Source organism: Pseudonocardia sp. ICBG601, from assembly GCF_020496245.1.
Genome location: NZ_JAHLJA010000148.1, coordinates 2,655,984 through 2,679,328, shown reverse-complemented (window position 1 = coordinate 2,679,328; position 23,345 = coordinate 2,655,984). Strand labels below are relative to the sequence as shown.

At 73.1% G+C, this 23,345-nt stretch carries 28 protein-coding genes and 1 riboswitch; of the genes, 20 read left to right on the top strand and 8 right to left on the bottom strand.

All coding sequences use genetic code 11. The features are described from left to right. The first annotated feature begins 280 nt into the window (after positions 1-280). The 10 genes from KPL57_RS42190 to KPL57_RS42145 all read left to right on the top strand — a co-directional run bounded on the left by KPL57_RS42190 (position 281) and on the right by KPL57_RS42145 (position 8,065). Positions 281-1,948: a nitrite/sulfite reductase gene (locus KPL57_RS42190; protein ID WP_226355998.1), complete on the top strand. Its 1,668-nt coding sequence runs from the start codon at positions 281-283 to the stop codon at positions 1,946-1,948. Then, positions 1,945-2,121, top strand: coding sequence for an Insertion element protein (locus KPL57_RS42185; RefSeq protein ID WP_226355997.1), 177 nt, complete (start codon positions 1,945-1,947; stop codon positions 2,119-2,121). Before KPL57_RS42190 ends, KPL57_RS42185 begins: the two co-directional genes overlap by 4 nt. Continuing rightward, positions 2,118-2,822, top strand: coding sequence for a phosphoadenylyl-sulfate reductase (locus KPL57_RS42180; protein ID WP_226355996.1), 705 nt, complete (start codon positions 2,118-2,120; stop codon positions 2,820-2,822). The genes KPL57_RS42185 and KPL57_RS42180 overlap by 4 nt, the downstream gene beginning before the upstream one ends. Next, the gene (gene cysD / locus KPL57_RS42175; RefSeq protein ID WP_226355995.1) at positions 2,819-3,757 is read left to right on the top strand and encodes a sulfate adenylyltransferase subunit CysD; all 939 of its coding nucleotides are present in this window, start codon (positions 2,819-2,821) and stop codon (positions 3,755-3,757) included. The genes KPL57_RS42180 and cysD overlap by 4 nt, the downstream gene beginning before the upstream one ends. Then, positions 3,757-5,055 (top strand): sulfate adenylyltransferase subunit 1, encoded by a 1,299-nt coding sequence (locus tag KPL57_RS42170; RefSeq protein ID WP_226355994.1) that lies wholly within the window; start codon positions 3,757-3,759, stop codon positions 5,053-5,055. The genes cysD and KPL57_RS42170 overlap by 1 nt, the downstream gene beginning before the upstream one ends. Positions 5,056-5,327: 272 nt before the next feature. Further along, on the top strand, positions 5,328-5,480 hold the full coding sequence (locus KPL57_RS42165; protein ID WP_226355993.1) for a hypothetical protein: 153 nt from the start codon (positions 5,328-5,330) through the stop codon (positions 5,478-5,480). Between the two features lie 96 nt (positions 5,481-5,576). Continuing rightward, positions 5,577-6,479, top strand: coding sequence for a sulfite exporter TauE/SafE family protein (locus KPL57_RS42160; RefSeq protein WP_226355992.1), 903 nt, complete (start codon positions 5,577-5,579; stop codon positions 6,477-6,479). A gap of 88 nt (positions 6,480-6,567) precedes the next feature. After that, the gene (locus tag KPL57_RS42155) at positions 6,568-6,708 is read left to right on the top strand and encodes a hypothetical protein (RefSeq protein ID WP_226355991.1); all 141 of its coding nucleotides are present in this window, start codon (positions 6,568-6,570) and stop codon (positions 6,706-6,708) included. 53 nt (positions 6,709-6,761) lie between these two features. Continuing rightward, entirely contained in the window at positions 6,762-6,914 is a 153-nt protein-coding gene (locus KPL57_RS42150; RefSeq protein ID WP_226355990.1) for a hypothetical protein, read from the top strand. After that, positions 6,911-8,065: a putative sulfate exporter family transporter gene (locus KPL57_RS42145; protein WP_226355989.1), complete on the top strand. Its 1,155-nt coding sequence runs from the start codon at positions 6,911-6,913 to the stop codon at positions 8,063-8,065. The genes KPL57_RS42150 and KPL57_RS42145 overlap by 4 nt, the downstream gene beginning before the upstream one ends. 37 nt (positions 8,066-8,102) lie before the next feature. Here the strand turns inward: KPL57_RS42145 and KPL57_RS42140 are convergent, their stop codons facing one another. From KPL57_RS42140 to KPL57_RS42130, 3 genes are all read right to left on the bottom strand, one after another. After that, positions 8,103-10,055: an FAD/NAD(P)-binding protein gene (locus KPL57_RS42140; protein ID WP_226355988.1), complete on the bottom strand. Its 1,953-nt coding sequence runs from the start codon at positions 10,053-10,055 to the stop codon at positions 8,103-8,105. Between the two features lie 233 nt (positions 10,056-10,288). Continuing rightward, positions 10,289-10,660: a barstar family protein gene (locus tag KPL57_RS42135; RefSeq protein ID WP_226355987.1), complete on the bottom strand. Its 372-nt coding sequence runs from the start codon at positions 10,658-10,660 to the stop codon at positions 10,289-10,291. Next, on the bottom strand, positions 10,657-11,124 hold the full coding sequence (locus tag KPL57_RS42130) for a ribonuclease domain-containing protein (protein ID WP_226355986.1): 468 nt from the start codon (positions 11,122-11,124) through the stop codon (positions 10,657-10,659). Before KPL57_RS42130 ends, KPL57_RS42135 begins: the two co-directional genes overlap by 4 nt. Positions 11,125-11,438: 314 nt before the next feature. Here KPL57_RS42130 and KPL57_RS42125 point away from each other — a divergent pair, with 314 nt between their 5' ends. Further along, the gene (locus tag KPL57_RS42125; RefSeq protein WP_145983293.1) at positions 11,439-11,681 is read left to right on the top strand and encodes a hypothetical protein; all 243 of its coding nucleotides are present in this window, start codon (positions 11,439-11,441) and stop codon (positions 11,679-11,681) included. A gap of 9 nt (positions 11,682-11,690) precedes the next feature. On the opposite strand, the gene KPL57_RS42120 is transcribed toward KPL57_RS42125, so the two are convergent. Then, on the bottom strand, positions 11,691-12,551 hold the full coding sequence (locus KPL57_RS42120; protein WP_226355985.1) for an LLM class F420-dependent oxidoreductase: 861 nt from the start codon (positions 12,549-12,551) through the stop codon (positions 11,691-11,693). Between KPL57_RS42120 and KPL57_RS72925 the strand changes: the two genes are divergently transcribed. The 3 genes from KPL57_RS72925 to KPL57_RS42110 are packed head-to-tail and all read left to right on the top strand — an operon-like array spanning position 12,532 to position 14,068. Further along, positions 12,532-12,774 (top strand): putative leader peptide, encoded by a 243-nt coding sequence (locus tag KPL57_RS72925; RefSeq protein ID WP_374203841.1) that lies wholly within the window; start codon positions 12,532-12,534, stop codon positions 12,772-12,774. The genes KPL57_RS42120 and KPL57_RS72925 overlap by 20 nt on opposite strands. Before the next feature lie 38 nt (positions 12,775-12,812). Beyond that, complete coding sequence (locus tag KPL57_RS42115) at positions 12,813-13,262, top strand: OsmC family protein (protein WP_073578011.1); 450 nt, start codon at positions 12,813-12,815, stop codon at positions 13,260-13,262. 17 nt (positions 13,263-13,279) lie between these two features. Next, on the top strand, positions 13,280-14,068 hold the full coding sequence (locus tag KPL57_RS42110; protein WP_226355984.1) for an enoyl-CoA hydratase-related protein: 789 nt from the start codon (positions 13,280-13,282) through the stop codon (positions 14,066-14,068). 54 nt (positions 14,069-14,122) lie between these two features. Here the strand turns inward: KPL57_RS42110 and KPL57_RS42105 are convergent, their stop codons facing one another. Next, positions 14,123-14,311, bottom strand: a complete 189-nt coding sequence (locus tag KPL57_RS42105; protein WP_226356697.1) for a hypothetical protein — start codon at positions 14,309-14,311, stop codon at positions 14,123-14,125. A gap of 418 nt (positions 14,312-14,729) precedes the next feature. Between KPL57_RS42105 and KPL57_RS42100 the strand changes: the two genes are divergently transcribed. Further along, complete coding sequence (locus KPL57_RS42100; RefSeq protein ID WP_226355983.1) at positions 14,730-15,575, top strand: NAD-dependent protein deacetylase; 846 nt, start codon at positions 14,730-14,732, stop codon at positions 15,573-15,575. 4 nt (positions 15,576-15,579) lie between these two features. On the opposite strand, the gene KPL57_RS42095 is transcribed toward KPL57_RS42100, so the two are convergent. Beyond that, the gene (locus tag KPL57_RS42095; protein ID WP_020626278.1) at positions 15,580-15,762 is read right to left on the bottom strand and encodes a hypothetical protein; all 183 of its coding nucleotides are present in this window, start codon (positions 15,760-15,762) and stop codon (positions 15,580-15,582) included. 44 nt (positions 15,763-15,806) lie between these two features. Here KPL57_RS42095 and KPL57_RS42090 point away from each other — a divergent pair, with 44 nt between their 5' ends. Both KPL57_RS42090 and KPL57_RS42085 read left to right on the top strand, forming a co-directional pair. Beyond that, complete coding sequence (locus tag KPL57_RS42090) at positions 15,807-16,772, top strand: zinc-binding dehydrogenase (protein WP_226355982.1); 966 nt, start codon at positions 15,807-15,809, stop codon at positions 16,770-16,772. 221 nt (positions 16,773-16,993) lie between these two features. Beyond that, positions 16,994-17,422: a MarR family winged helix-turn-helix transcriptional regulator gene (locus KPL57_RS42085; RefSeq protein ID WP_062401445.1), complete on the top strand. Its 429-nt coding sequence runs from the start codon at positions 16,994-16,996 to the stop codon at positions 17,420-17,422. 87 nt (positions 17,423-17,509) lie between these two features. On the opposite strand, the gene lepA is transcribed toward KPL57_RS42085, so the two are convergent. Next, positions 17,510-19,372, bottom strand: coding sequence for a translation elongation factor 4 (gene lepA / locus KPL57_RS42080; RefSeq protein WP_226355981.1), 1,863 nt, complete (start codon positions 19,370-19,372; stop codon positions 17,510-17,512). 232 nt (positions 19,373-19,604) lie between these two features. On the opposite strand from lepA, the gene cynS reads away from it, so the two are divergent. Continuing rightward, entirely contained in the window at positions 19,605-20,069 is a 465-nt protein-coding gene (cynS, locus tag KPL57_RS42075) for a cyanase (protein ID WP_226355980.1), read from the top strand. Between the two features lie 171 nt (positions 20,070-20,240). After that, entirely contained in the window at positions 20,241-20,504 is a 264-nt protein-coding gene (rpsT, locus tag KPL57_RS42070) for a 30S ribosomal protein S20 (RefSeq protein WP_062401442.1), read from the top strand. A gap of 110 nt (positions 20,505-20,614) precedes the next feature. On the opposite strand, the gene holA is transcribed toward rpsT, so the two are convergent. Further along, complete coding sequence (gene holA, locus KPL57_RS42065; protein ID WP_179760589.1) at positions 20,615-21,583, bottom strand: DNA polymerase III subunit delta; 969 nt, start codon at positions 21,581-21,583, stop codon at positions 20,615-20,617. 140 nt (positions 21,584-21,723) lie between these two features. Next, a riboswitch (SAM riboswitch) is annotated at positions 21,724-21,877 on the top strand. Between the two features lie 6 nt (positions 21,878-21,883). Here holA and thrC point away from each other — a divergent pair. Further along, on the top strand, positions 21,884-23,152 hold the full coding sequence (thrC, locus tag KPL57_RS42060) for a threonine synthase (protein WP_226355979.1): 1,269 nt from the start codon (positions 21,884-21,886) through the stop codon (positions 23,150-23,152). Positions 23,153-23,345: the final 193 nt, after the last annotated feature.

The window sequence follows — 23,345 nt, the reverse complement described above, 5'->3', positions numbered from 1 at the left end:
AACCGGACACCGCGCGGCGAACGTCCGGACCTATCCGCCCACCTCTCCCAGGATGCGAACATCACTTTGTGGCAGGTCCGGACACCGTGGCACCCTGTATCCGTGCCCGCACTCCGTCTCCGCCTCGTGGCGCGTCGCCACGTGGACCTGAACCGGACCCGTAGCGCGCTCTGTCGTCGTCGCTGACCCGACGGCCCCCTCCCGAACCGCCCCGGGCCGCTCCGTGCCCTGTCCCGGGCCGGGGTGTGCCCGATCCGCCCGACATCGGAGCACCCACCACATGGCGCCCTCGAAGACCGCACCCCGCCGCCCGAAGGGCCAGGGGCAGTGGAAGCTCGGCCACCGCGAACCGCTGAACCCCAACGAGCGCAGCAAGCGCGACGACAACCCGCTGAACGTGCGCGCGCGGATCGAGAACGTCTACGCCAAGCGCGGCTTCGACTCGATCGACCCCGCCGACCTGCGCGGACGGTTCCGCTGGATGGGGCTCTACACCCAGCGCAGGCCCGGGATCGACGGCGGCCGCACCGCGGCGCTGGAGCCCGAGGAGCTCGACGACGAGTACTTCATGATGCGCGTGCGCCTCGACGGCGGGTCGGTGGACGTCGCCCAGCTGCGTGCGCTCGGTGAGGTCTCGCAGCGCTACGGCCGCGACACCGCCGACGTCACCGACCGCGAGAACATCCAGTACCACTGGATCCGCGTCGAGGACGTCCCGGCGATCTGGAAGCTGATCGAGCCGCTGGGCATGCAGACCACCGAGGCCTGCGGCGACTGCCCCCGGGTGGTCATGGGGTCCCCCGTCGCCGGCGTCTCCGCCGACGAGGTGGTCGACCCGACCCCGGCCATCGACGAGATCGTGCGCCGCTTCATCGGCGACCGCGAGCTGTCGAACCTGCCGCGCAAGTTCAAGTCCGCGATCTCCTGGCAGCAGGACGTCGCGCACGAGATCAACGACATCTCCTTCGTCGGCGTCGAGCACCCCGAGCACGGCCCCGGCTTCGACCTGTGGGTCGGCGGCGGGCTGTCGACCAACCCGCGGATCGCCGAGCGGCTCGGCGCCTGGGTCCCGCTCGACGAGGTCCCCGACGTGTGGCACGGCGTCATCCAGGTCTTCCGCGACTACGGCTACCGCCGCCTGCGCCACCGCGCGCGCATCAAGTTCCTCATCGCCGACTGGGGCCCGGAGAAGTTCCGCCAGATCCTGGAGGACGAGTACCTGGGCCGGAAGCTCGTCGACGGCCCCGCCCCGGCGGTCCCCGAGCGGCCCATCGACCACGTCGGCGTGCACAAGCAGAAGGACGGCCGCAACTACGTCGGCGTCGCCCCGCCGTCGGGCCGCGTGTCGGGCACGACGCTGCTCGCCGTCGCCGACGCCGCCGAGCGCGCCGGGTCGGACCGGATCCGGTTCACGCCGTACCAGAAGATCGTCGTGCTGGACGTGGCCGACGACAGGCTGGACGGCCTCATCGAGGACCTCAACAGGCTGGGCCTGCCCGCGCGGCCGTCGACCTGGCGCCGCTCCACGATGGCCTGCACCGGCATCGAGTTCTGCAAGCTCGCGATCGTCGAGACCAAGGAACGCGCGATCCGGCTGGTCGAGGACCTGGAGAAGCGCCTCGCCGACGTCGTCCCGGACGTCCCGATCTCGCTGCACCTCAACGGCTGCCCGAACGCCTGTGCCCGCACCCAGGTCGCCGACATCGGCCTCAAGGGCCAGATCGTCACCGACGCGGAAGGCAACCAGGTCGAGGGCTTCCAGGTCCACCTGGGCGGCGGGCTGGGGCTGGACTCCGGATTCGGCCGCAAGCTGCGCGGGCTCAAGGTCACCAGCGCCGAGCTGGGCGACTACGTCGAGCGCGTCGTGCGCCGCTTCGCCGAGCAGCGCGACGGCGACGAGCGCTTCGCCCAGTGGGTCCTGCGCGCGGACGAGGAGGACCTCAAGTGAGCGGGCGCGCCGCCACCTTCTACTGCCCGTACTGCGGCGAGGAGGACCTCCGTCCGGCCGAGCGGTCGGACAAGGTCCCCGGCGCAGCCTGGTGGTGCGCGGGCTGCCTGCGCACCTTCGTCGTGACCTTCGTGGGGATCGGCGTCCCCGAGACCTCGGGAGCGGAATCATGAGTGTTGCCCTGGAGACCGACCTTCGCGCCACCGCCGAGCGCGGTGCCGCGGACCTCGGTCCCGACGCGACCGCCGAGCAGCTGCTCGACTGGGCCGCGGAGACCTTCGGCGACCGGCTGATCGTCGCCTCCAACATGCAGGACGCCGTGCTGGTCGACCTGGCCCAGCGGGCCCGGCCGGACATCGACGTGCTGTTCCTGGAGACCGGCTACCACTTCGCGGAGACCATCGGCACCCGCGACGCGGTCGACGCCGTCTACCCGCAGCTGCGCATCGTGAACGCGCAGGCGGACCAGACGGTCGCCGAGCAGGACGCCGAGTACGGCAAGGACCTGTTCGCCCGCGAGCCGGACCGCTGCTGCGCGCTGCGCAAGGTCGTCCCGCTGGAGCGGACCCTGTCCGGCTACGACGCCTGGGTCACCGGCGTCCGCCGCGTCGAGGCCCCGACCCGGGCGAACACCCCGCTGGTCACCTACGACGAGAAGTTCGGCCTCGTCAAGATCAACCCGATCGCCGCATGGTCCGACGAGGACATGGACGCCTACATCGCCGAGCACGGGATCCTGGTGAACCCGCTCGTCGACGCCGGCTACCCGAGCATCGGCTGCGCGCCCTGCACCGCGAAGCCGAAGCCCGGCGAGGACCCCCGCTCCGGCCGCTGGGCCGGACGCGCCAAGACCGAGTGCGGGCTGCACGCATGACGACCGTGGAGGAGACCCCCGTGACCGCCGCCGTCACGACCCCGGCGCTGGACGCCCTCGACGCACTGGAGTCCGAGGCGATCCACGTGTTCCGCGAGGTCGCCGGCGAGTTCGACCGCCCGGTGATCCTGTTCTCCGGCGGCAAGGACTCGACGCTGCTGGTGCACCTGGCCATCAAGGCGTTCGCGCCGGCCAAGGTGCCCTTCGGCCTGCTGCACGTCGACACCGGGCACAACTACCCGGAGGTCATCGAGTTCCGGGACCGGATCGCCGCGCAGTACGGGCTCCGCCTGGAGGTCGCCCGCGTCGAGGACTACCTCGCCGACGGGCGGCTCGTCGAGCGCGCCGACGGCACCCGCAACCCGCTGCAGACCCAGCCCCTGCTCGACGCCATCACCGAGCACCGCTTCGACGCCGTGTTCGGCGGCGGCCGGCGCGACGAGGAGCGCGCGCGGGCCAAGGAGCGGATCATGAGCCTGCGCGACGCGTTCGGTCGCTGGGACCCGCGCAAGCAGCGCCCGGAGCTGTGGAACCTCTACAACGGACGGCACGCCGCCGGTGAGCACGTCCGCGTCTTCCCCATCTCCAACTGGACCGAGCTCGACGTCTGGCGCTACATCCGGCGCGAGGGCATCGATTTGCCGTCGATCTACTACGCGCACGAGCGCGAGGTCTTCCAGCGCGACGGCATGTGGCTCGCCGAGGGTCCCTGGGGCGGAGCGCGCGACGGCGAGCAGCTGGTGCGCAGGTCCATCCGCTACCGCACGGTGGGCGACGGCTCGTGCACCGGCGCGGTCGAGTCCACCGCCACCACCCTCGACGAGGTCATCGCCGAGGTCACCGCGTCGCGGCTCACCGAGCGCGGCGCGACCCGGGCCGACGACCGGCTGTCCGAGGCCGCGATGGAGGACCGGAAGAAGGAGGGCTACTTCTGATGGTCGACACCGCTGCCCCGCGCGACCTGCTGCGCTTCGCCACGGCGGGCTCCGTCGACGACGGCAAGTCCACCCTGGTCGGGCGCCTGCTCTACGACACCAAGTCGGTGCTGGCCGACCAGATCGAGGCCGTCGAGCGCGCCTCGGTCGACAAGGGGATGTCGACGCCGGACCTGTCGCTGCTCGTCGACGGCCTGCGCGCCGAGCGCGAGCAGGGCATCACCATCGACGTCGCCTACCGCTACTTCGGCACGCCGACCCGGGAGTTCGTCCTCGCCGACACCCCGGGCCACGTCCAGTACACCCGCAACACCGTCACCGGCGCGTCCACCGCCGAGCTGGCGGTGCTGCTGGTCGACGCCCGCAACGGCGTGGTCTCTCAGACCCGCCGGCACGCCGCGGTGCTGTCGCTGCTGCGCGTCCCGCGCCTGGTCCTGGCGATCAACAAGATCGACCTCATCGAGTACGACCAGGCGAAGATCGCCGACATCGAGCGCGAGTTCACCGAGCTGACCCGCTCGCTGGGCTTCACCGACGACGCCGTCCAGGTCATCCCGGTGTCCGCGCTGGTCGGGGACAACGTGGCGTTCCGCAGCGACAACACGTCCTGGTACACCGGGCCGACGCTGCTGGAGCACCTGGAGTCGGTCCCGGTCGACGGCCCCGACGCCGACGCCCCGTTCCGGATGCCGGTCCAGTACGTGATCCGCCCCAGGACCGACGAGCTGCACGACTACCGCGGCTACGCCGGCCAGGTCGCCTCGGGCACCGTCCGGCCGGGCGACGAGGTCGTCGTCCTGCCCGAGGGGCACCGCACCACCGTCTCCGAGGTCCGGACCGCCGACGGCCCGCTGGCCGCCGCCGGGGCTGGCCTGAGCGTGACGGTGCTGCTCGCCGACGACATCGACGCCCCCCGCGGCGCCCTGATCGCGGCCGCGTCCGACGTCCCGGAGGTCACCTCCGAGATCGACGCGACGCTGTGCTGGCTGGCCGAGAAGCCGCTGCTCCCGGGCGCGCGGCTGCTGCTCAAGCACGGCACCCGCACCACCCAGGTGATCGTCGGGGCGCTGGGGTCGCGGCTGGACACCGAGACGGTGTCCTACGCCGCCGCCCCGGAGAAGCTGGAGATCAACGACATCGGACGGGTGTCGCTGCGCGTCGCCGACCCGCTGCCGGTGGACGAGTACTCCCGGGTCCGCACCACCGGCGGGTTCCTGCTGATCGACCCGCCGACGGGCAACACGCTCGCCGCCGGTCTGGTGGGCGACCCGCTCGCGGCGGTGCCGGCCGCAGGCTGACCCGCTCCGCGCCGTCCACGGCCCCCGCACCCGCTCCGGGTGCGGGGGCCGTGTCGTGCCGGGCGGAGGTGTCGTGCCGGGCGGGGGTGTCCGGACCGGGCGGTCGTGGCCCGGGTCACCCGGACCGCCCGGACGCGCCGACGCGGCACCCGCCACCGCGCGTCCTCGCAGGTCGGGGACCCGCGACGGCCACGTGTCCGGACAGGTTTCCCGTCGTCCCGACCAGCGGACGACGACTTGTCGACCCCCTCGATCCGTTCCACCATGGACGGGTGACCACGACTGCCGCCCCCGCCGACCGGACCCTCGCGTCCGGCCGCGCGGAGTCGGACCCGGCGGTCTCCTGGCACCTCGTCGCGCACCTCGAGCGGTTCTGGCCGTCGCGCCGGCTCGACGCGTTCGACGAGTTCTGTCGTCGGGGCTGACGCACCTCCCCCGACCGACCTCCCACCACGTACCGCGTACCCCTCGCCCGGGTCACGGACGCTCCCGCACGCCCGGCGTGCGCAGGAAGCAGGATCATGTTCGACCCCTCGCTCGCGCTCGCCGGCCTGCTCGTCGGCTTCCTCGTCGGCCTCACCGGCATGGGCGGCGGTGCGCTCCTGACCCCGCTGCTCGTCCTGGTGTTCAAGGTCAACCCGCTCACCGCGATCTCCTCGGACCTGCTGACCTCGCTGGTGATGAAGCCGGTCGGCGCCGCGGTGCACGCCCGCCGGCGCACCGTGCACTGGCGGCTCACCGGGTGGCTGGTGCTCGGCGCCGTCCCCGCCGGGTTCGCCGGCGCGGTGGTCATCGGGATGATCGGGAAGGGCGTCGGCGTCGAGGACCGGCTCAAGGTGTTCATCGGGATCGCGCTGGTCGCCTCGGTGCTGACCACGCTGTTCCGGCAGGTCATGGACCGGCGCGGCAGCCGCAACGCCGTCGACGTCGACGCGCCGGTGGACGTCCGTCCGCTGCGGACGGTGCTGATCGGCGTCGTCGGCGGGCTGGCGGTCGGGATGACCTCGGTCGGCGCCGGGTCGCTGATCATCGCGATGCTGCTGCTCGCCTACCCGCAGCTGCACCCGTCGCGGCTGGTCGGCACGGACATCGTGCAGGCGATCCCGCTGGTCGCCGCCGCGACGGTCGGGCACCTGTTCTTCGGCGACGTCCAGTTCGGTCTCGCCGCGGCGCTGCTCGTCGGCGCCCTGCCCGGCGTGTGGTTCGGCGCGCGGCTGTCCTCCGGGGGCACCGGCCGGCTCATCAAGCCGGTCGTGACCGCGGTGCTGCTCGCCTCGGCGCTCGCGCTGCTCGGCGTCCCCGGCCCGTGGGTGTTGGTGGCGACGGCGGCCGCGCTCGTCGTGACCGTCGCCCTGCTGCCGCGCCGCCGCCCGGCCGTCGCCGAGCCGGAGCGGGTCCCCGAGCCGGTCGGCGCCCGCGACTGACACCGCCACCGGACCGGCCTGTCCGGACAGTCGTCCGCCCGGTGGGCGACACCTTGTCCCCTTCGTCCCCGGCACGCACCATCGGCACATGACCGCCCGGATGCCCCGTCGCCTCGCGACGTCTCCGCGCGCGGCCCGGCACCTCACCCGGTGCCTCGAGGAGTTCTGGCCGTCGCGACGGCCGCACGCCTACGACGAGTTCTGTCCGCGGGCCCGCCCCCGCCCCTGACCGACCCGTCCCGAAGGAACTCCCATGTCCCGCACCACCTCCCGGGTACGCCCGTGAGCACCCCCGCCGACACCCCGCACGAGCCCGACGACGTCCCCGCGCAGCGCCGGCTCGCCCTGAACGAGGACTGGGCCGCGACGGTCGTCGGCCTGCTCCTGCTCGTCCTGGTCCTGTCCGGGCTCTGGCCGGGATGGCTGGTCCCGTGACCGGGCCGCACGCCGGCCGACCGGCCGAGCAGCAGACCGAACCGCACACCGGGCCCGGGACGGCGGCGCCCACCCGCTCCCCCGTCCTGTGGGCGCTGGGCGGCGTCGCGGTCGTCCTCGTCCTGGGCGGGCTCGTCCGCTTCCTCGAACAGACCGTCCCCGACGCCGCCGAGGGCACGGTGTTCTCCGGGATCGCCGACGCGGTCGAGTACCCGGTCTACGCGATCGCCCTCGGGCTGCTCGGCAACGTCGTCCTCACCCTCACCGGGCTGCGCGAGCGGCTGTCGGGTGGGTTCCGCACCGAGTTCTTCATCAAGACCGGCCTGGTCCTGCTCGGCGCCTCGATCGACTTCTCGGTGATCGTCCGCGCCGCCGGACCCGCGGTCGTGCAGGCGGTCGTCCTGATCACCGTGGTCTTCGGCTTCACCTGGTGGCTCGCCGGGCGGGCCGGGGTCGACGACAGGCTGCGCGCCCTGCTCGCCTCGGCCGTCTCCATCTGCGGGGTCAGTGCGGCGATCGCCGCCGCCGGAGCCGTGCAGGCCCGGAAGGAACAGCTCGCCTACACGGCCAGCCTGGTGATCATCTTCGCGCTGCCGTCGATCTTCCTGCTGCCCGCCGCGGTCGGGGCGCTGGGCATGTCCCCGGCCGTCGCCGGGGCATGGATCGGCGGCAACATCGACACCACCGCCGCGGTCAGCGCGGCCGGGGCCATCGTCGGCGAGGAGGCGCTGCAGATCGCGACCATCGTCAAGACCACCCAGAACGCGCTGCTGGGCGTCGTCGCGGTGGCGCTGACGGCCTGGTTCACGCTGAAGGTGGAGCGCAGCGGGTCGGCGGGCAGGCCGGGGCTGCGCGAGTTCTGGGAGCGCTTCCCGAAGTTCGTGCTCGGGTTCCTCGCCGCCTCGGTGATCGCGACGGTGTTCGTCGCGACCGCCGGGTCCGACGTCGCGAAGCCGCTGATCGGCGACGTGAACGCCTTCCGGACGATGTTCCTGATCCTGGCGTTCGTGTCGATCGGGCTGGAGTTCCGGGTGGCGCCGCTGCGGGAGGCCGGATGGCGCCCGATCGCGGTGTTCGCCGCGGCGACCGGGGTCAACCTGGCCGTCGGTCTCGGGCTGGCGGTCCTGCTGTTCTCCGGGCTCACCGTGTGAGGACCCCGTCCCGCCCGGGCGCGCCGGGCGGGACGGCTCAGGCCGCCGGGACGGCGCGGGACGCGGCGCCGGGCAGTGCGCCCAGCACGGCGCGGGCGACGGCGTCGTTGTAGCGCAGGCTCTGCGCGTTCATCCCGGGCCGGGTGAACGCCCCGGCGACCTTGACCGTCGTGTGCGGCCCGACCGCGAACCGTCGCTCGTGCACCCCGCCGTCCGCGGTGTGCAGCGCGCCGTCGGCCGGACGGACCGACAGCAGGCCGGTGTTGCGCAGCGGGGCGCCGTCGTCGTCGTACAGGACCTCCTCGACGGCCTCGCCGCGGGCGAGCAGACCGCCCAGCAGCCCGTCCACCGTGCGCGAGACGCTCGGGTCGGGCAGCCGGGCGTCGACCAGGACCCGGGTCGTCACCGGCTCCGCCCCGGCCAGGGTGGTGCTGGTGGCGTGGAAGCCGTCGGCGTCGACGTCGACGCTCATCCCGGCGCCGAGGAACCGCAGGTACCCGGCACGGGACAGGGCGAGCATCTGGCGGACCCGGAAGCCGGGCGGGCCGGAGGCGACCGAGTTGAAGAACGACTGCCACCACGGCATGTCCCGCGCCCGCGAGCGCGGCGAGAGCACCCCGGACCCGGCCAGGCGGGTGGTCTCGGTGTAGACCGACAGCATCGCGACGAACGCGCCGAGGTGCGGGGTGTGCCGCTCGTCGACGTGCTGGCGCAGGTCCTCGGCGATGCGCTCGCGCACCAGGGGTTGCAGGGCGTCGAGGTCCGGGGCGTGCACGCCGTCGAGCGGGCGGCCCAGCGCGGTCAGGTCGAGCCGGTCGAGCGGGTCGGGCACCAGCTCGGCGATCAGCGCCGCCTCCTCGGGCGAGCCGTGCGCGACGGCGGCGAAGCGCCCGGCGAACTCGTCCCACCCGGCGCGGACGCGGTCGGGGTGGCCGACGAACAGCTCGTGGTACCAGCCCCAGCCGATCTCCTTGGCCATCAGCGGCCACACCCGGGTGGCGACGTCGACCGGGCCGCCGGAGGCGATGAGGTCGTCGGTCACGTCGGGGCCGAGGAACCGCGGCAGCGGCGGACGCCCGGCCCGCAGCTGGTAGTGGGTCTTGGAGTGGTAGGTCGCGCCGCGCGGGGACCCGCCGACGAGCACCGGCTCCCGCCCGCACGGCTCGTAGCGCAGCCGGCCCGGGTCGGCGTCGTCCGGGTCGGCGACGAAGCGCCCGCCGCGCCCCTCGAACAGCAGCACCACGAGGTCGACGAACGCCAGCCCCAGCCCACGGGCCAGCACCGTCTCGCCCGGCGCGATCACCGAGAGGTCGGAGTCGGAGGTCTGCTCCGGGGGCAGGTAGCGCAGGCCGAGCTCGTCGGCGCGGGCGGCGAGCGCGATCTCGTCGTCGGTGGGGGTGGCGTCGAGGTGCCCCGAGGCGAGCACGACGGCGTCGCCGCGCAGGACGGTGCCGTCGGCGAGGGTCACGACCTGCCTGCCGTCGGCCTCGTCGAGGGCCTCGGCGGTGGTGCGGTGCACGTGCACCCGCATCCCGGCCGGCGCCCGGCCGACGACCTCGCGCAGCACCGCGGCCAGGTAGTGGCTCTGCAGCCGCCGCGACGGGAACGTCGACGCCGTGACCTGCGCCAGCTCGTCGGCGAGCTCCGGGCAGAGCTCGGCCCGCGGGTCGCCGTGCTCGCGCAGGTCCTGCGCCCAGTCCCAGAACGACGGGCCGGGTGCCACCGGGCCGTCGCAGACGACCGAGGAGTCGGTCCACATCGTGACGTCGGCGGCCATCGAGTTCATCGCGAGCAGCGGGGACTGCGCGTGCCGCCAGATGCGGCCCGCCCCGGCCGGGAACGGGTCGACGAGGTGGACGTCGACGCCGGGTCCGGCGAGGGCGTCGGACAGCAGCTCGGGCGCACTCGCGACCATGCGTTCCAGCACGCCGGCCCCTCGGGGGCCGGCGCCGACGATCACGACGGACGGGGCGTGCGGGCTACGGGACATCGAGGCGCTCCTGGGTCGGCGGGCGGAGGGGGACGACCCCTCACGGCGCCCACCGCAGGCGGCACAGGTCGACGTGCCTGCGCCTCACCAGCCGGAGACCCATGGATGCCACGGTAGGTCGCCTCTCTCGCCGTGGCCACCCGCCACGGTCGGTCCACCGGCCTCAACGCCGCACCGGGCCCCCGGGATTCCGCACCCCGTCCGCGAGCGCGGGACCGGTGGCGGCGCGGTCGTCAGGCGGACGGACCGGCCAGGGTGACGTGCAGCGGCCGGTCGGTCCCCGCCGTCGTGGCGACGGCCTCGGCGAGGATCTCCAGGACCGTCGCGTGGGTGCCGGGGTCGGCCGCGGCGAGCGGACCGTCGGCGACGACGAGCTCGACCGGTCCGGCGGGCAGCCAGGACAGGTCGCCCAGGCAGTCCGCCAGCGCGTCGAGGTTGTGGCCGTAGTACTCGGGGAAGCTCAGCGCCCGGCCGAGGGCGGACAGGACCGCGTCGCGGTCCGCGACCCCGTCGACGACGGCGACGAGACCGGAGCCACCGGCCCGCCCCCGGGCCGCGTCGACGGCGGGGGCGGTTCCGGCGCTCTCACGGGGAAGGGTGCTCACCTCGAGACGTCTACCACGACGAACGAGGCGTAGTGGTCGGCCGTGTAGTAGTACTCCCCGCCCGATCCGGTGACGATCCGCCGGGCACCGCGGGTGCTCGCGCCGGGGGTCTTCACGGTGAACTCCTCGTAGTAGCCCGAGGACCTCGCGGGCAGGATCCCCTCCCGGTTCTGGAAGGTCGTCCCGTCCTGGCTGTACGGGTACGGCCCGCCGGAGCGGATCAGCCGGTAGGTGTCGGTGGCCTGCGACGGCAGCGACGACAGCGCCCGCACCGGCAGCCCGGACTCCTGCTCCCCCGGCACGGCGGCCGGGGCGACGGGAGCGGCGACGGCGGTCGGCACGGCCGGGGCGGGTGCGGCGGCGGCCGCGGCGGGCAGGGCGAGGCCGAGGGCGGCCAGCACGGCGACGAGTGCCCCGACGATCAGGGCACGCGTCCCGGACCGCGCATCCGGTCGAATGATCATGGTCCGGACGCTAGGCGGGGTCACCCGTTCGGGTACAGACGTCGCGACGAACCGCCACCGTCCCGTCACCCGCCGTTTCCACGGCTGCCGCGCCGACCACCCTCCGTTCGCCCGCCGACCGCATCGGCGGCCCCGTGACGGGCCATGATCACGACCGGTCACCGCGTAGGTGCACCCGGTCACCGTGTCCTGCGTCGCACCCCTGTTCTACGCGCAGTAAAAGCGCGTTGAAGCGGGTACAACGGAGTTCGAGAGACCAGGAACGACTGCGCATGACACGCCCCGATCCCGACACGTTCAACGGAGAACGTCGCATGACCGCAGAGCTGATTCACCCCCTGCCCGAGGCTCCCGCACCCGTGGAGCTCCCGGCACCCCAGGCCGGCCGCTCGACCGTGGACCGGCTGCTGGACTCGATCGACGACCTGGTGCGACGGCACCGCGCGCTCGCCGCGCACGACGGCGCCTCCGCCGCCCTGCACGCCGAGCTGATCGCGGCCGAGCTGGACCAACAGGTCGCGATCCTGCGGACGATGCCCCGCCAACCCGGCAGCTGACCGCGCGGGTCAGAGCTCGGCGGCCGCCGGGATGATCTCCGACCCGAACACCCGCAGCGGCTCGATCGCCGCCATGTCCGGCACCCAGGTGTGCACGTGCTGCACGCCGAGTGCCGCGTAGCCGCGCAGCTCCTCGACCACGGCCTTCGGGTCGGCCGGGTCGAGCCGCGCCATGACCGTCTTCTCGATCTCGTCGTAGTCGCGCCCGACCTCCTCACAGCGGGTGCGCAGCACGTCCAGCTTGCGCTCCAGCTCGGGGCCGCCGAACAGGTTGCACGCGTCGGCGTACTGCGCGACCAGGCGCAGCGTCTTCCGCTCCCCACCGCCGCCGATCAGGATCGGCGGGTACGGCCTGCGCAGCGGCTGCGGCGTGTTCATCGTGGCGCCGAGCAGGTAGTGGGTGCCCTCGAAGGGGCCGTCGTCGTCGCTCCACATCTGACGGGCGATGCGCAGCGTCTCCTCCAGCCGCTCGAACCGCTCCGCGGTCGGCGGGAAGAACAGGCCGAGCCCGGTGGCCTCCTCGTCGTTCCAGGCGGCGCCGATGCCCAGCATCGCGCGACCCTTCGACAGCACGTCCAGGGTGGTCACGGCCTTCACCAGCAGGCCGGGGTCGCGGTAGGTCACCGCGGTCACCCAGGCCAGCAGGTCGACCTTCTCGGTGCGGGCGGCCAGGTAGCCGAGCACGGTGTACGCCTCGAGCATGTCGGTCTCGACCGGCCCGACCGGCCGGATCTGCCAGAGGTGGTCCATGACGCTCACCCGGGAGAAGCCCTGCTCCTCGGCCGCGACGGCGATCCGGGACAGGTCGTCGGCCAGACCCGCCGGCCCGGCCGGGTAGGTGAAGTCCGCGATGTGCAGTCCGATCTTCACGGCATGTCCTCTCATAAACGGAGCCAACTCCGTTTCGAGCGTAGCCCCCTCCCGGCGACCGGCGCCACCGCGCCCATCGGACCGCGGGCGTCGCCGGTTCGGTCGGCTCCGTCACGTCGCGCACAACCGTTCGGTGCGGTTCACTGATCGCGTGATCGCGCTCGTGCGGAGGCTGCACATCGACCTGGGCCGGACGGCCGGGGCCCTCTGTCCCCGCTCCTGACCCCGTCCCCCCGCAGCCCCTCGTACAGGAGATCACCCATGCCTCTCGTCACCTTCGCCGTCAGCGGTCAGGGCACCGGCGTCGCGCAGACCGTCGCGGTCGACGGTGCCGGCTACGTCATCGAGACCGACGCCTACCCCGCCTTCGGCGGCAAGGACGAGCACCCCAGCCCGCTCGCCTACACGCTCGCGTCGCTGTCGTCGTGCAACCAGGTCACCAGCTCGATCGTCGCGAAGGAGCTCGGCATCACGATCGAGCACGTGCGCTTCGACGTCGCCGCCGACTTCAACCCGACGACGATGACCACCGGTACCCACCGCGACGGCGAGACCACCTTCCAGAACCTGCGGGTCGACGCCGTGATCACCACCGACGGCACCGACGAGCAGGTCGCGCAGCTGGCCCGGGAGACCGAGCGCCGCTGCCCGGTGTCGCAGCTGTTCGCCCTGGCCGGGGTGTCGATCACCAGCACCTGGACGAAGGCCTGAGGTCCTAGTCTGCGGGGGTGGCAGACACCGTCGACTCCCCCGAGCTCGTCCACCTGGCCATCGAGGCCGGGATCGCGACGATCACCCTGGACTCCCCGCGCAACCGCAACGCACTCTCGGCGCAGCTGCGCCGGGAGCTGATCGCGCACCTCGACGCGGCGATCGCCGACGACGCGGTGCGGGTCATCGTGCTGACCCACACCGGCACGGTGTTCTGCGCGGGCATGGACCTCAAGGAGTCCCGCAGTGCAGGCGCCGAGCAGCAGGGTGTCACCGAGGTGCCGCGGATCCTGACGACGCTGTGGGACTCCCCCAAGCCGGTCGTCGCCCGGCTGTCGGGCCCGGCCCGCGCCGGTGGGGTCGGGATCGTGGCGGCGTGCGACATCGCCGTCGCCGCCGAGTCGGTCACCTTCGCCTTCTCCGAGGTCCGCATCGGGGTCGTGCCCGCGGTCATCTCGGTGACCGTGCTGCCCCGGCTGTCCGCCCGCGCCGCGCACGAGCTCTTCCTGACCGGGGAGACCTTCGACGCGCGGCGCGCGGCGGCCGTCGGGCTGATCAACAGCGCCGTCCCGGCGGAGACCCTCGACGACGAGGTGGCCCGCTACACCGGCATGCTGCGCCTCGGTGCGCCCGGTGCCCTGGCCGGGGCGAAGGCGATGCTGCGCCGCGAGCGCCCGGCGACGATGACCGACGACTTCGCCGCGATGAACACGCTGTCCGCCTCGTACTTCGCCTCCGAGGAGGGGCAGGAGGGCATCCTGGCCTTCGGGGAGAAGCGGACGCCGTCCTGGGTGCCGGAGGGCTGAGCCCCGCCTTCCGCCGAGTGGCACACCGAGCACCTCGGACCCCCTCGGGCGGGTTCACGGCGTACCACTCGGCGCGTGGTCCAGCGCCCGGCCGATCTCCGCGACGATGCGCCCGGGCTCGTCGCGCAGGTCGAACCGGGTGTAGCGGTAGACCCGCCACCCGGCGTCGACGAGGCGGGTCACCCTCGTGGCGTCGCGCAGGACCCGGTCGGGGCCGGTGTGGTCGGCGCCCTCGTACTCGATGCCGACGCGCGCGACCGCCGGACCAGCGGAACACCGCCCGGCACCGGTCGGCGTGCCCGAGCGGGACGAGGTGCCGGGCGGCCCAGGTGTCGGGCAGCACCCGGACGAACGCCGGGCCCTGCAGCCGTCGCGCCGTCACGAGGCCCGCGCCGACGGCGGCCGAGCCACGGAAGATCAGGGGCCACCCCGGCACGTCCACCGACGCAGGATCCGGGCACACCGCGCCGGGCGGGGCCGTTCGGTGTCCCCGGTGTGCGATCGCGAACCGGTCCGGTCGCCGGGGTCCGCCGAGTGGCACACCACGGACCCGGAACCGGCCCCGACGGGTTCATGGCGTGCCACTCGGCGTATGCCGGCGGGGCGGAGGAGCGGGCCGCCGAGGGGCGGGGAGCCGCCGGGCGCGCCTACCCTGGAGGGCATGAGCGTCCCCGTCGTCAGCACCGACCCGGGCGCGGCACTGGACCTGCTCGGCGGGCGGCGCCTCGTCGTCCTCACCGGGGCCGGGCTGTCCACCGACTCCGGCATCCCGGACTACCGCGGCCCGGGCTCGCGACCGCGCAACCCGATGACCTACTCCGAGTTCGTGTCCGGGGAGCCCGCGCAGCGGCGGTACTGGGCGCGCAGCCACGTCGGCTGGGCCCGGATGCGCCGCGCCGACCCCAACCCCGGACACCGCGCGCTGGCCGCGCTGGGGGCGGCGGGCGTCGTCGACGGGCTGATCACGCAGAACGTCGACGGCCTGCACTCCGTGGCCGGCAGCCGCGGCGTGGTCGACCTGCACGGGCGCATCGACGAGGTCGTCTGCCTGGACTGCCGTCGGATCACCCCGCGCGACGCGCTGGCGGCCCGGCTCACCGCGCTCAACCCCGGCTTCACCGAGGCGCACAGTGCGCAGGTCGAGACGGCCCCCGACGGCGACGCCGCGGTGGAGATCACCGACGGCTTCCGGATCGCGCCGTGCGCGTCCTGCGGCGGGGTCCTCAAACCGCACGTCGTGTTCTTCGGGGAGAACGTGCCGAAGGACCGGGTGGCGCGCTGCTACGCGATGGTGGCCGCGCTGACCCCCGAGGACGGCGCGCTGCTCGTCGCCGGGTCCTCGCTCACCGTCATGTCGGGGCTGCGGTTCGTCCGGGCCGCGCACCGGGCCGAGGTGCCGGTCGTGATCGTCAACCGCGGGGCGACCCGGGGCGACGAGCTCGCCGACCTGCGCGTCGACGCGGGCTGCTCGGAGGCGCTGGCCGCACTCGCGGCCCAGCCGGTCTGAGCGCTCAGGCCCCGCCGTCGCGACGCCCGCGGGGCGTGTCGAAGCGCCGGGTGGCGCGGTCGGCACCGATCGCGACCAGCGCGCACGCGGGCAGGACCACCACCGTCACGAACACGACCTGCACCACGAACGGCAGGCCGGTGAGCCACAGCTCGAACGCGTCCCAGCCGTCGATGATCGTGCGCACACTCCACACGGTAGTCCCCGGGCCCAGGCATTAGGTTCGGGGCCATGTTCGCTGTCTACGCGCAGGAGCCCAACGCCGACGCTCCCCTCGACTCCCTCGTCGTGGGCGAGCGGCCCGACCCGGAGGTCCCCGACGGCTGGGTCTCCGTCAACGTCTCCGCCGCCAGCCTCAACATGCACGACCTGTGGACGCTGCGCGGGGTCGGCATCAAGCCCGACCAGTTCCCGATGATCCTCGGCTGCGACGGCGCCGGGACCCTCGACGACGGCACCGAGGTCGTCCTCTACCCGATCATCGGCGACCCGGACTGGCGCGGCGACGAGACACTCGACCCGAAGCGCACCCTGCTCACCGAGCGCCACCAGGGCACGATGGCCGACAAGGTGATCGTCCCGGCGCGCAACGCGGTCCCCGCCCCGAAGGGCCTCACCCCCGGCCAGGGCGCCGTCCTGGGCACCGCCTGGCTGACCGCGTACCGGATGCTGTTCACCAAGTCGGGACTGCAGCCGGGCCAGACGGTGCTCGTCCAGGGCGCCTCCGGCGGCGTCTCGACGGCGCTGGTCCAGCTGGGCCGCGCCGCGGGCTTCCAGGTGTGGGTCACCGGCCGCGACGAGGAGAAGCGCGCGCTGGCCGAGCGGCTCGGCGCGCACGCCACGTTCGAGTCCGGGGCGAAGCTGCCGGGCAAGGTCGACGCCGTCATGGAGTCGGTCGGCGAGGCCACCTGGAAGCACTCCATGCGGGCGCTGCGCCCCGGTGGCCGCATCGTCATCTGCGGCTCCACCTCGGGCCCGAACCCGCCCGCGGACCTGCAGCGGCTGTTCTTCCTCCAGCTCGAGGTGGTCGGCTCGACCATGGGGACGCGGCAGGAGCTCGCGGATCTCATGAACTTCGTGGCGACGGCCGGGATCGCGCCGGAGATCGGGACCGAACTGCCGATGGACTTCGCGAAGGAGGCGTTCGAAGCGATGTCCGCGGGGCGCACGGCGGGGAAGATCGTCCTGACCCGCTAGGGCGTTACGTGATCCGGGTGTGATGCAGTCGTGATGTCGTTGGTGGACGTCAAGCGGTCTACGAAATCGCTGGTCGTCGGCCTGTCCGTCATCGCTGCGTGACGACCGTCCGGCGCTCGGGGGACGTTTGCCCAGGACAGGGTCGGATTTCGCCCGTTCGGCAAGTACAGTGCGTCATCGTGACCGAGCCTTTCAGTCGACGGGCGTCGGGGACTGCCACCATGGCTGCCCCGACGCCTGGAGCCGCGGGTGTCGTCGAGTTCCTGGACCGGGTCGACCACGCCGTGGCCACAGCCCTGTCCACCAACCCGTCCTCGACGGACGTCAGCCGTGACGGCTGGCGGGTCCTGTTGATGCTCGCCCGCGGCACCGGCCGCAGCATGGGCGAGGTCGCGGGACACACGTCGCTGCCCGCCCCCACGGCCACCCGGATCGTGGACCGCCTCGTCGAGAAGAAGCTGGCCTACCGGTCGGCCGACCCGCTCGACCGGCGCCGTGTGCTGGTGCACCTGTCGGCCGAGGGACGGACGGTCGTCGAGTCCGTCTGCCAGCGGGTGCAGCGCATCCTGTCGCCGCGCCGTGCCCCCGCCGCCCGGCCCGCGCCGTGCGACGGACCGATCCCCGGCCCCCGGGCGGGCTCGGTCATGTAGACCGACCCCCGCGCTCCCCCGCCCCCCACCACGTACACCTCGGGCCCGACCCCCAGCTGGGAGTCGGGCCCGCTTCGCGTCCGGGGGCTACTTCTTGGGCTTCTCGGTGGCCGTCCCGCCGCCGGTGGACAGCGCGGCGACGAAGGCCTCCTGCGGGACGTCGACGCGGCCGATCGTCTTCATCCGCTTCTTGCCCTCCTTCTGCTTCTCCAGCAGCTTGCGCTTGCGGGAGATGTCGCCGCCGTAGCACTTGGCGAGGACGTCCTTGCGGATCGCGCGGATCGTCTCGCGGGCGATGATCCGGGCGCCGACGGCGGCCTGGATCGGCACCTCGAACTGCTGGCGCGGGATGAGCTCGCGCAGCTTGGTCGCCATCGAGGTGCCGTAGGAGTACGCCGACTCCTTGTGCACGATCGCGGAGAACGCGTCGACGGCCTCGCCCTGCAGCAGGATGTCGACCTTGACCAGGTCGGCCACCTGCTCGCCGGCCTCCTCGTAGTCGAGGCTGGCGTAGCCGCGCGTGCGGGACTTCAGGTTGTCGAAGAAGTCGAAGATGATCTCGCCGAGCGGCATCGTGTAGCGCAGCTCGACGCGGGTCTCGGACAGGTAGTCCATCCCGCCGAGCTGGCCGCGCCGGCTCTGACAGAGTTCCATGATCGTGCCGACGAACTCCGACGGCGCCAGGATGGTGATCTTGGTGATCGGCTCGCGGACCTCGGCGACCTTGCCCACCGGCCAGTCGCTGGGGTTGGTCACCTCGATCTCCTCGCCGTCGTCGGTGGTGACCTGGTAGACGACGTTGGGCGCGGTGGAGATCAGGTCGAGGTCGAACTCGCGCTCGAGCCGCTCGCGGGTGATCTCCAGGTGCAGCAGGCCGAGGAAGCCGCAGCGGAAGCCGAAGCCCAGCGCGGCCGAGGTCTCCGGCTCGTAGGTGAGCGCGGCGTCGTTGAGCTGCAGCTTGTCCAGCGCCTCACGCAGGTCGGGATACTGCGACCCGTCGATCGGGTAGAGCCCGGAGTAGACCATCGGCTGCGGCTCGCGGTAGCCCATCAGCGCGTCCGTCGCACCGTTGCGCTTGCTGGTGACGGTGTCGCCGACCTTGGACTGGCGGACGTCCTTCACCCCGGTGATGAGGTAGCCGACCTCGCCGACGCCGAGGCCGTCGGACGGCTTGGGCTCCGGGGAGACGATCCCGATCTCGAGCAGCTCGTGCTCGGCACCGGTGGACATCATCTTGATCTTCTCGCGCGGCGAGAGCTTCCCGTCGACGACCCGGATGTAGGTGACGACGCCGCGGTAGGTGTCGTAGACCGAGTCGAAGATCATCGCCCGGGCGGGGGCGTCGGCGTCGCCGACCGGGGCGGGGACCTGCGCGATGACGGCGTCGAGCACCGCCTCCACACCCTCACCGGTCTTGGCGCTGCAGCGCAGCACGTCCTCCGGCTCGCAGCCGGTGATGTGCGCGATCTCCGCGGCGTAGCGCTCCGGGTCCGCCGCCGGCAGGTCGATCTTGTTGAGGACCGGGATGATGTGCAGGTCCTTCTCCATGGCCAGGTACAGGTTGGCCAGGGTCTGGGCCTCGATCCCCTGCGCGGCGTCGACCAGCAGGATCGCGCCCTCGCACGCCTCGAGCGCCCGGGACACCTCGTAGGTGAAGTCGACGTGGCCCGGGGTGTCGATCAGGTGCAGCACGTGCTCGGTCTCGACACCGTCGGCGTTCTTCGCGGTCCACGGCAGCCGCACGTTCTGCGCCTTGATCGTGATGCCGCGCTCGCGCTCGATGTCCATCCGGTCCAGGTACTGGGCCCGGGCGTCACGCGCGCTGAGCACCCCGGTGACCTGCAGCATCCGGTCGGCCAGGGTCGACTTCCCGTGGTCGATGTGGGCGATGATGCAGAAGTTCCGGATGCGCTCCGGCGGGGTGAACGTGCGGTCGGCGTACGTCGTCACTCAGCTGTACTCGGCTTTCGCTCATGCGTGGGGCTTCGGGCACTTCGGGTGCTCAGGGCACTCGGGGCTCGGGGCACTGGGACCCATCGTCCCATGTCGGGCCGGGCGACCGCCGTGGTGGCACCGCAGGTCGTCACACGCCGTTCACGCGCGGGCTCCCGGCGTTGCCGCCCCCGGCCCGGGGCGCGCACGATCGGGTCCGCCCCACGCCGCCCGACGCAGGAGGATCACCGTGTTCGTCAGCCCCCTCACCCCGCTCGACCGGCTCGGCGCCGCCCGCATCGTGCTGGCCCAGAAGAAGCGGCTCGGCCTGCGCTGGGACGCGGTCGCCGAGGCCGTCGGCGCGTCCCTCGAATGGTCCACCTCGGCCCTGCTGGGCCAGCAGACGATGACCCGCGAGCAGGCCGAGACCGCCGGGAACCTGCTGGACCTCGACGCCGACGTCGTCGACGCCCTCACCCTCCCGCCGGTCCGCGGCGCGGCCGCGGTGGACCTCACCGACCCGCTGGTCTACCGCCTCTCGGAGATGGTGCAGGTCTACGGGACGACGATCTCCGAGCTCGTCCGCGAGGAGTTCGGCGACGGCATCGTGTCCGCGATCGACTTCGAGCTCGACCTCGCGCGGGTGCCCGACCCGAAGGGCGACCGGGCCGTGATCACGCTGAACGGGAAGTTCCTGCCCTACCGCGTCTGGTGACCCGGCACAGGGCGCGACGACGCCGCTGGTAACCTTGTGCGTCGAGCGCTCGGCGTGCTCGCCCGAAACGGCCTGGACCCTCTCTCCAGTGATGCTGTTCGGTGCCGCCGGAGCGGACCCGGACGAGAACACTCACCAGCCGACCAGCAGGCAGGAAGACCAGAGGCAGACGTGGCCAACATCAAGTCGCAGATCAAGCGAGTCAAGACCAACGAGAAGCGCCGGCAGCGCAACAAGTCGGTGAAGTCGTCGGTCAAGACCGCGATCCGCCACTTCCGCGAGGCCGCCGACTCCGGCGCCGACAACGTCGTGGAGCTGCAGCGCAAGGCGGCCAAGGCCCTCGACAAGGCGGCCGGCAAGGGCGTCATCCACCGGAACCAGGCGGCGAACCGCAAGTCGGCCCTGGCCAAGCGTCTCAACGACGTCCAGGCCTGAGCCACCCCGGTTCTTCCGACGACGGCGCCGCCCCACCCGGGCGGCGCCGTCGTCGTGTTTCCGGGCCCGCCCGGGGTCGCGCCGTCGGTGCGCTCCGGGGTCCGGCCGGGTCAGCGCGGGGTGCGCGCGGAGACGACGGCCAGCACGGCCCGCTCCAACGCGTACCCGGCGTCCGCGGCGACACCCTTGACGTCGGCGTTCACCCGCGCCGTCGCCGCGATCGCGACGGCGAGCTGCTCCGGGCGCCACTGCCGGACCGTCTGCTGCGCCTTCCGGATCTTCCAGGGCGGCATGCCCAGCTCCCCGGCCAGCCGGTTCGGGTCGCCCCGCCCGGCCGAGCCGACCTTGGCCAGTGTGCGCACCGAGTCCGCGAGCGCGTCGGCGATCAGCACGTGCGGGACACCGAGCACCAGCGCCCACCGCAGCGCCTCCATCGCCGCCCGCCGGTCCCCCGCGACCGCCGCGTCGGCCACCGCGAAGCCCGAGGACTCCGCCCGGCCGCGGTGGTAGCGCCGCACCCCGGCCTCGTCCACGGCACCACCGGTGTCCGCGACGAGCTGCCCGGCCGCGGCCGCCAGCTCCCGCAGGTCCGACCCGACCGCCTCGACCAGCACCGCGAGCGCCCCGGGCGTGATCGTGCCGCCGTGGCGGCGGACCTCGTCACGCACGAAGTCCGACCGCTCGTCGGCGCGGGTGATGCGGTTGCAGGTGACGGTGTGCGCCCCGGCCTTGCGCATCAGGTCCAGGACCGCCTTGCCCTTCGCTCCCCCGGCGTGCTGGACCACGAGCACGATCCCGTCGGCCGGGTCCTTCACGTAGTCGGCGATGGCGGCGGTCATGTCCTTGTTCGCGTCCTGACCGTGGGTGAGCACGATCACCCTGCCCTCCGCGAAGAGCGAGGGGCTGAGGTGCCCGGCGAGCTCGCCGGGTGCCACCTCGGAGGTGCGGAAGCGGCGCAGCTCGGTCTCCGGATCGCGCTGCCGGGCGCGCCGGACCAGGTCGGACACCGCCCGCTCGGCCAGGAACTCCTCGTCCCCGACGACCAGCTGCAGCGGGCCCGGTTCGCTCGTGCTGCTCACACCCCCATGGTGGCCCACACCCCCGACAACGGGTGAGCCGCGTCCCGACCGGAGGACGTCGTCTGGCGGTGGGGTGCCCCGCTCGCGTACGGTCGTCGTCGACTCCGGCGCCCGGCGTCCGGAGCACCACAACCGCATATGGCTCATCCAGAGGGGCAGAGGGAACGGCCCGTTGAAGCCCCGGCAACCGGCGTCGCACGACGATCCGCCCAGACCTGCGCATCCCGCGTGGTGAGGACGTCGACGAACACGGTGCCAATTCCGGCCCGCCACGTCCGGCGGGACAGATGAGGAGATCTCGTGACTCTCACTGCTGCGCCCGAAACCACCTCCGCCTACGACCTCGGTTCCGCGCGCGCTCTCGCGTGCCGCGAGTGCCGCCACGAGATCCCGCTCGCCGCGGAGTTCGCGTGTCCGCGCTGTTTCGGCCCCCTCGAGGTCGCCTACGAGTTCCCGAAGGTCACCCGCGCCTCCATCGAGGCCGGGCCGAAGTCGATCTGGCGCTACAAGGACCTGCTGCCGGTCCCGTCGACCGTCGAGCAGCACGCGAACACCGAGCCCGGCCTGACCCGGCTGATCGAGGCCGACAACCTGGCCCGCGCGCTCGGCGTCCGCAAGATCTGGATCAAGGACGACACGGGCAACCCGACGCACTCGTTCAAGGACCGCGTCGTCGCCGTCGCGCTCGCCGCCGCCCGTGAGCTCGGCTTCTCGGTGCTGTGCTGCCCCTCGACGGGCAACCTGGCCAACGCCGTCGCCGCCGCGGCCGCCCGCGCCGGCTGGGACTCGGTCGTGCTGATCCCGTCCTCGCTGGAGCAGGCGAAGATCGTCACCACCGCCGTCTACGGCGGCACCCTGCTCGCCGTCGACGGCAACTACGACGACGTCAACCGGCTCGCCACCGAGCTGGCCGCCGAGCACGAGGACTGGGCGTTCGTGAACGTCAACGTCCGGCCGTACTACGCCGAGGGCTCGAAGACCCTGGGCTACGAGGTCGCCGAGCAGCTCGGCTGGCGGCTCCCGCAGCAGGTCGTCGTCCCGGTCGCGTCCGGCTCCCAGCTCACCAAGATCGACAAGGGGTTCACCGAGCTCGGCACCCTGGGTCTGGTCGAGCCCACCCCGTACACCGTGTTCGGTGCCCAGGCCACCGGCTGCTCGCCGGTCGCGCGGGCCTTCGAGGCCGGCCACGAAGTGATCCAGCCGCAGAAGCCGGACACCATCGCGCGCTCGCTGGCGATCGGGAACCCGGCCGACGGCCCGTACGTCCTCGACTCGGTGCGCCGCACCGGCGGCTCGGTCGGCCACGTCTCCGACGAGGAGGTCGTCGCCGGCATCCGGCTCCTGGCCCGCACCGAGGGTGTGTTCGCCGAGACCGCGGGCGGGGTCACCATCGCGACCACCAAGAAGCTGCTCGAGGCCGGGGCGCTCGACCCCGACGCCGAGACCGTCCTCATGATCACCGGCGACGGCCTCAAGACCCTCGACGCCGTCTCCGGCGAGGTCGGCCCGACGGCGACCGTGCCGTCGACGTCCGCCGCGGTCCGCGAGGCGCTGGCGAACCTGGGCTGACCGGCCCCGCCGGCCGGGCGCCGGACGGGGGTCGCCCCGCGCGACCACCGTCAGCCCGGCCGGGTCGTCGCCGGTCAGGGCCAGGTCACCGGACCGGTCGGTGCGGGCGACGACGATCCCCGCCCCGGCCAGCCGGTCCACCAGCTCCGGGTTGGGGTGCCGGTAGCTGTTGCCGTTGCCGACGCTGATCACC

Coding starts and splice junctions, on each gene's coding strand:
- KPL57_RS42190 (WP_226355998.1), top strand. CDS start 281: ATGGCGCCCTCGAAGACCGCACCCCGCCGCCCGAAGGGCCAGGGGCAG.
- KPL57_RS42180 (WP_226355996.1), top strand. CDS start 2,118: ATGAGTGTTGCCCTGGAGACCGACCTTCGCGCCACCGCCGAGCGCGGT.
- cysD (WP_226355995.1), top strand. CDS start 2,819: ATGACGACCGTGGAGGAGACCCCCGTGACCGCCGCCGTCACGACCCCG.
- KPL57_RS42170 (WP_226355994.1), top strand. CDS start 3,757: ATGGTCGACACCGCTGCCCCGCGCGACCTGCTGCGCTTCGCCACGGCG.
- KPL57_RS42160 (WP_226355992.1), top strand. CDS start 5,577: ATGTTCGACCCCTCGCTCGCGCTCGCCGGCCTGCTCGTCGGCTTCCTC.
- KPL57_RS42155 (WP_226355991.1), top strand. CDS start 6,568: ATGACCGCCCGGATGCCCCGTCGCCTCGCGACGTCTCCGCGCGCGGCC.
- KPL57_RS42140 (WP_226355988.1), bottom strand. CDS start 10,055: ATGTCCCGTAGCCCGCACGCCCCGTCCGTCGTGATCGTCGGCGCCGGC.
- KPL57_RS42130 (WP_226355986.1), bottom strand. CDS start 11,124: ATGATCATTCGACCGGATGCGCGGTCCGGGACGCGTGCCCTGATCGTC.
- KPL57_RS42125 (WP_145983293.1), top strand. CDS start 11,439: ATGACCGCAGAGCTGATTCACCCCCTGCCCGAGGCTCCCGCACCCGTG.
- KPL57_RS72925 (WP_374203841.1), top strand. CDS start 12,532: ATGTGCAGTCCGATCTTCACGGCATGTCCTCTCATAAACGGAGCCAAC.
- KPL57_RS42115 (WP_073578011.1), top strand. CDS start 12,813: ATGCCTCTCGTCACCTTCGCCGTCAGCGGTCAGGGCACCGGCGTCGCG.
- KPL57_RS42100 (WP_226355983.1), top strand. CDS start 14,730: ATGAGCGTCCCCGTCGTCAGCACCGACCCGGGCGCGGCACTGGACCTG.
- KPL57_RS42090 (WP_226355982.1), top strand. CDS start 15,807: ATGTTCGCTGTCTACGCGCAGGAGCCCAACGCCGACGCTCCCCTCGAC.
- KPL57_RS42085 (WP_062401445.1), top strand. CDS start 16,994: ATGGCTGCCCCGACGCCTGGAGCCGCGGGTGTCGTCGAGTTCCTGGAC.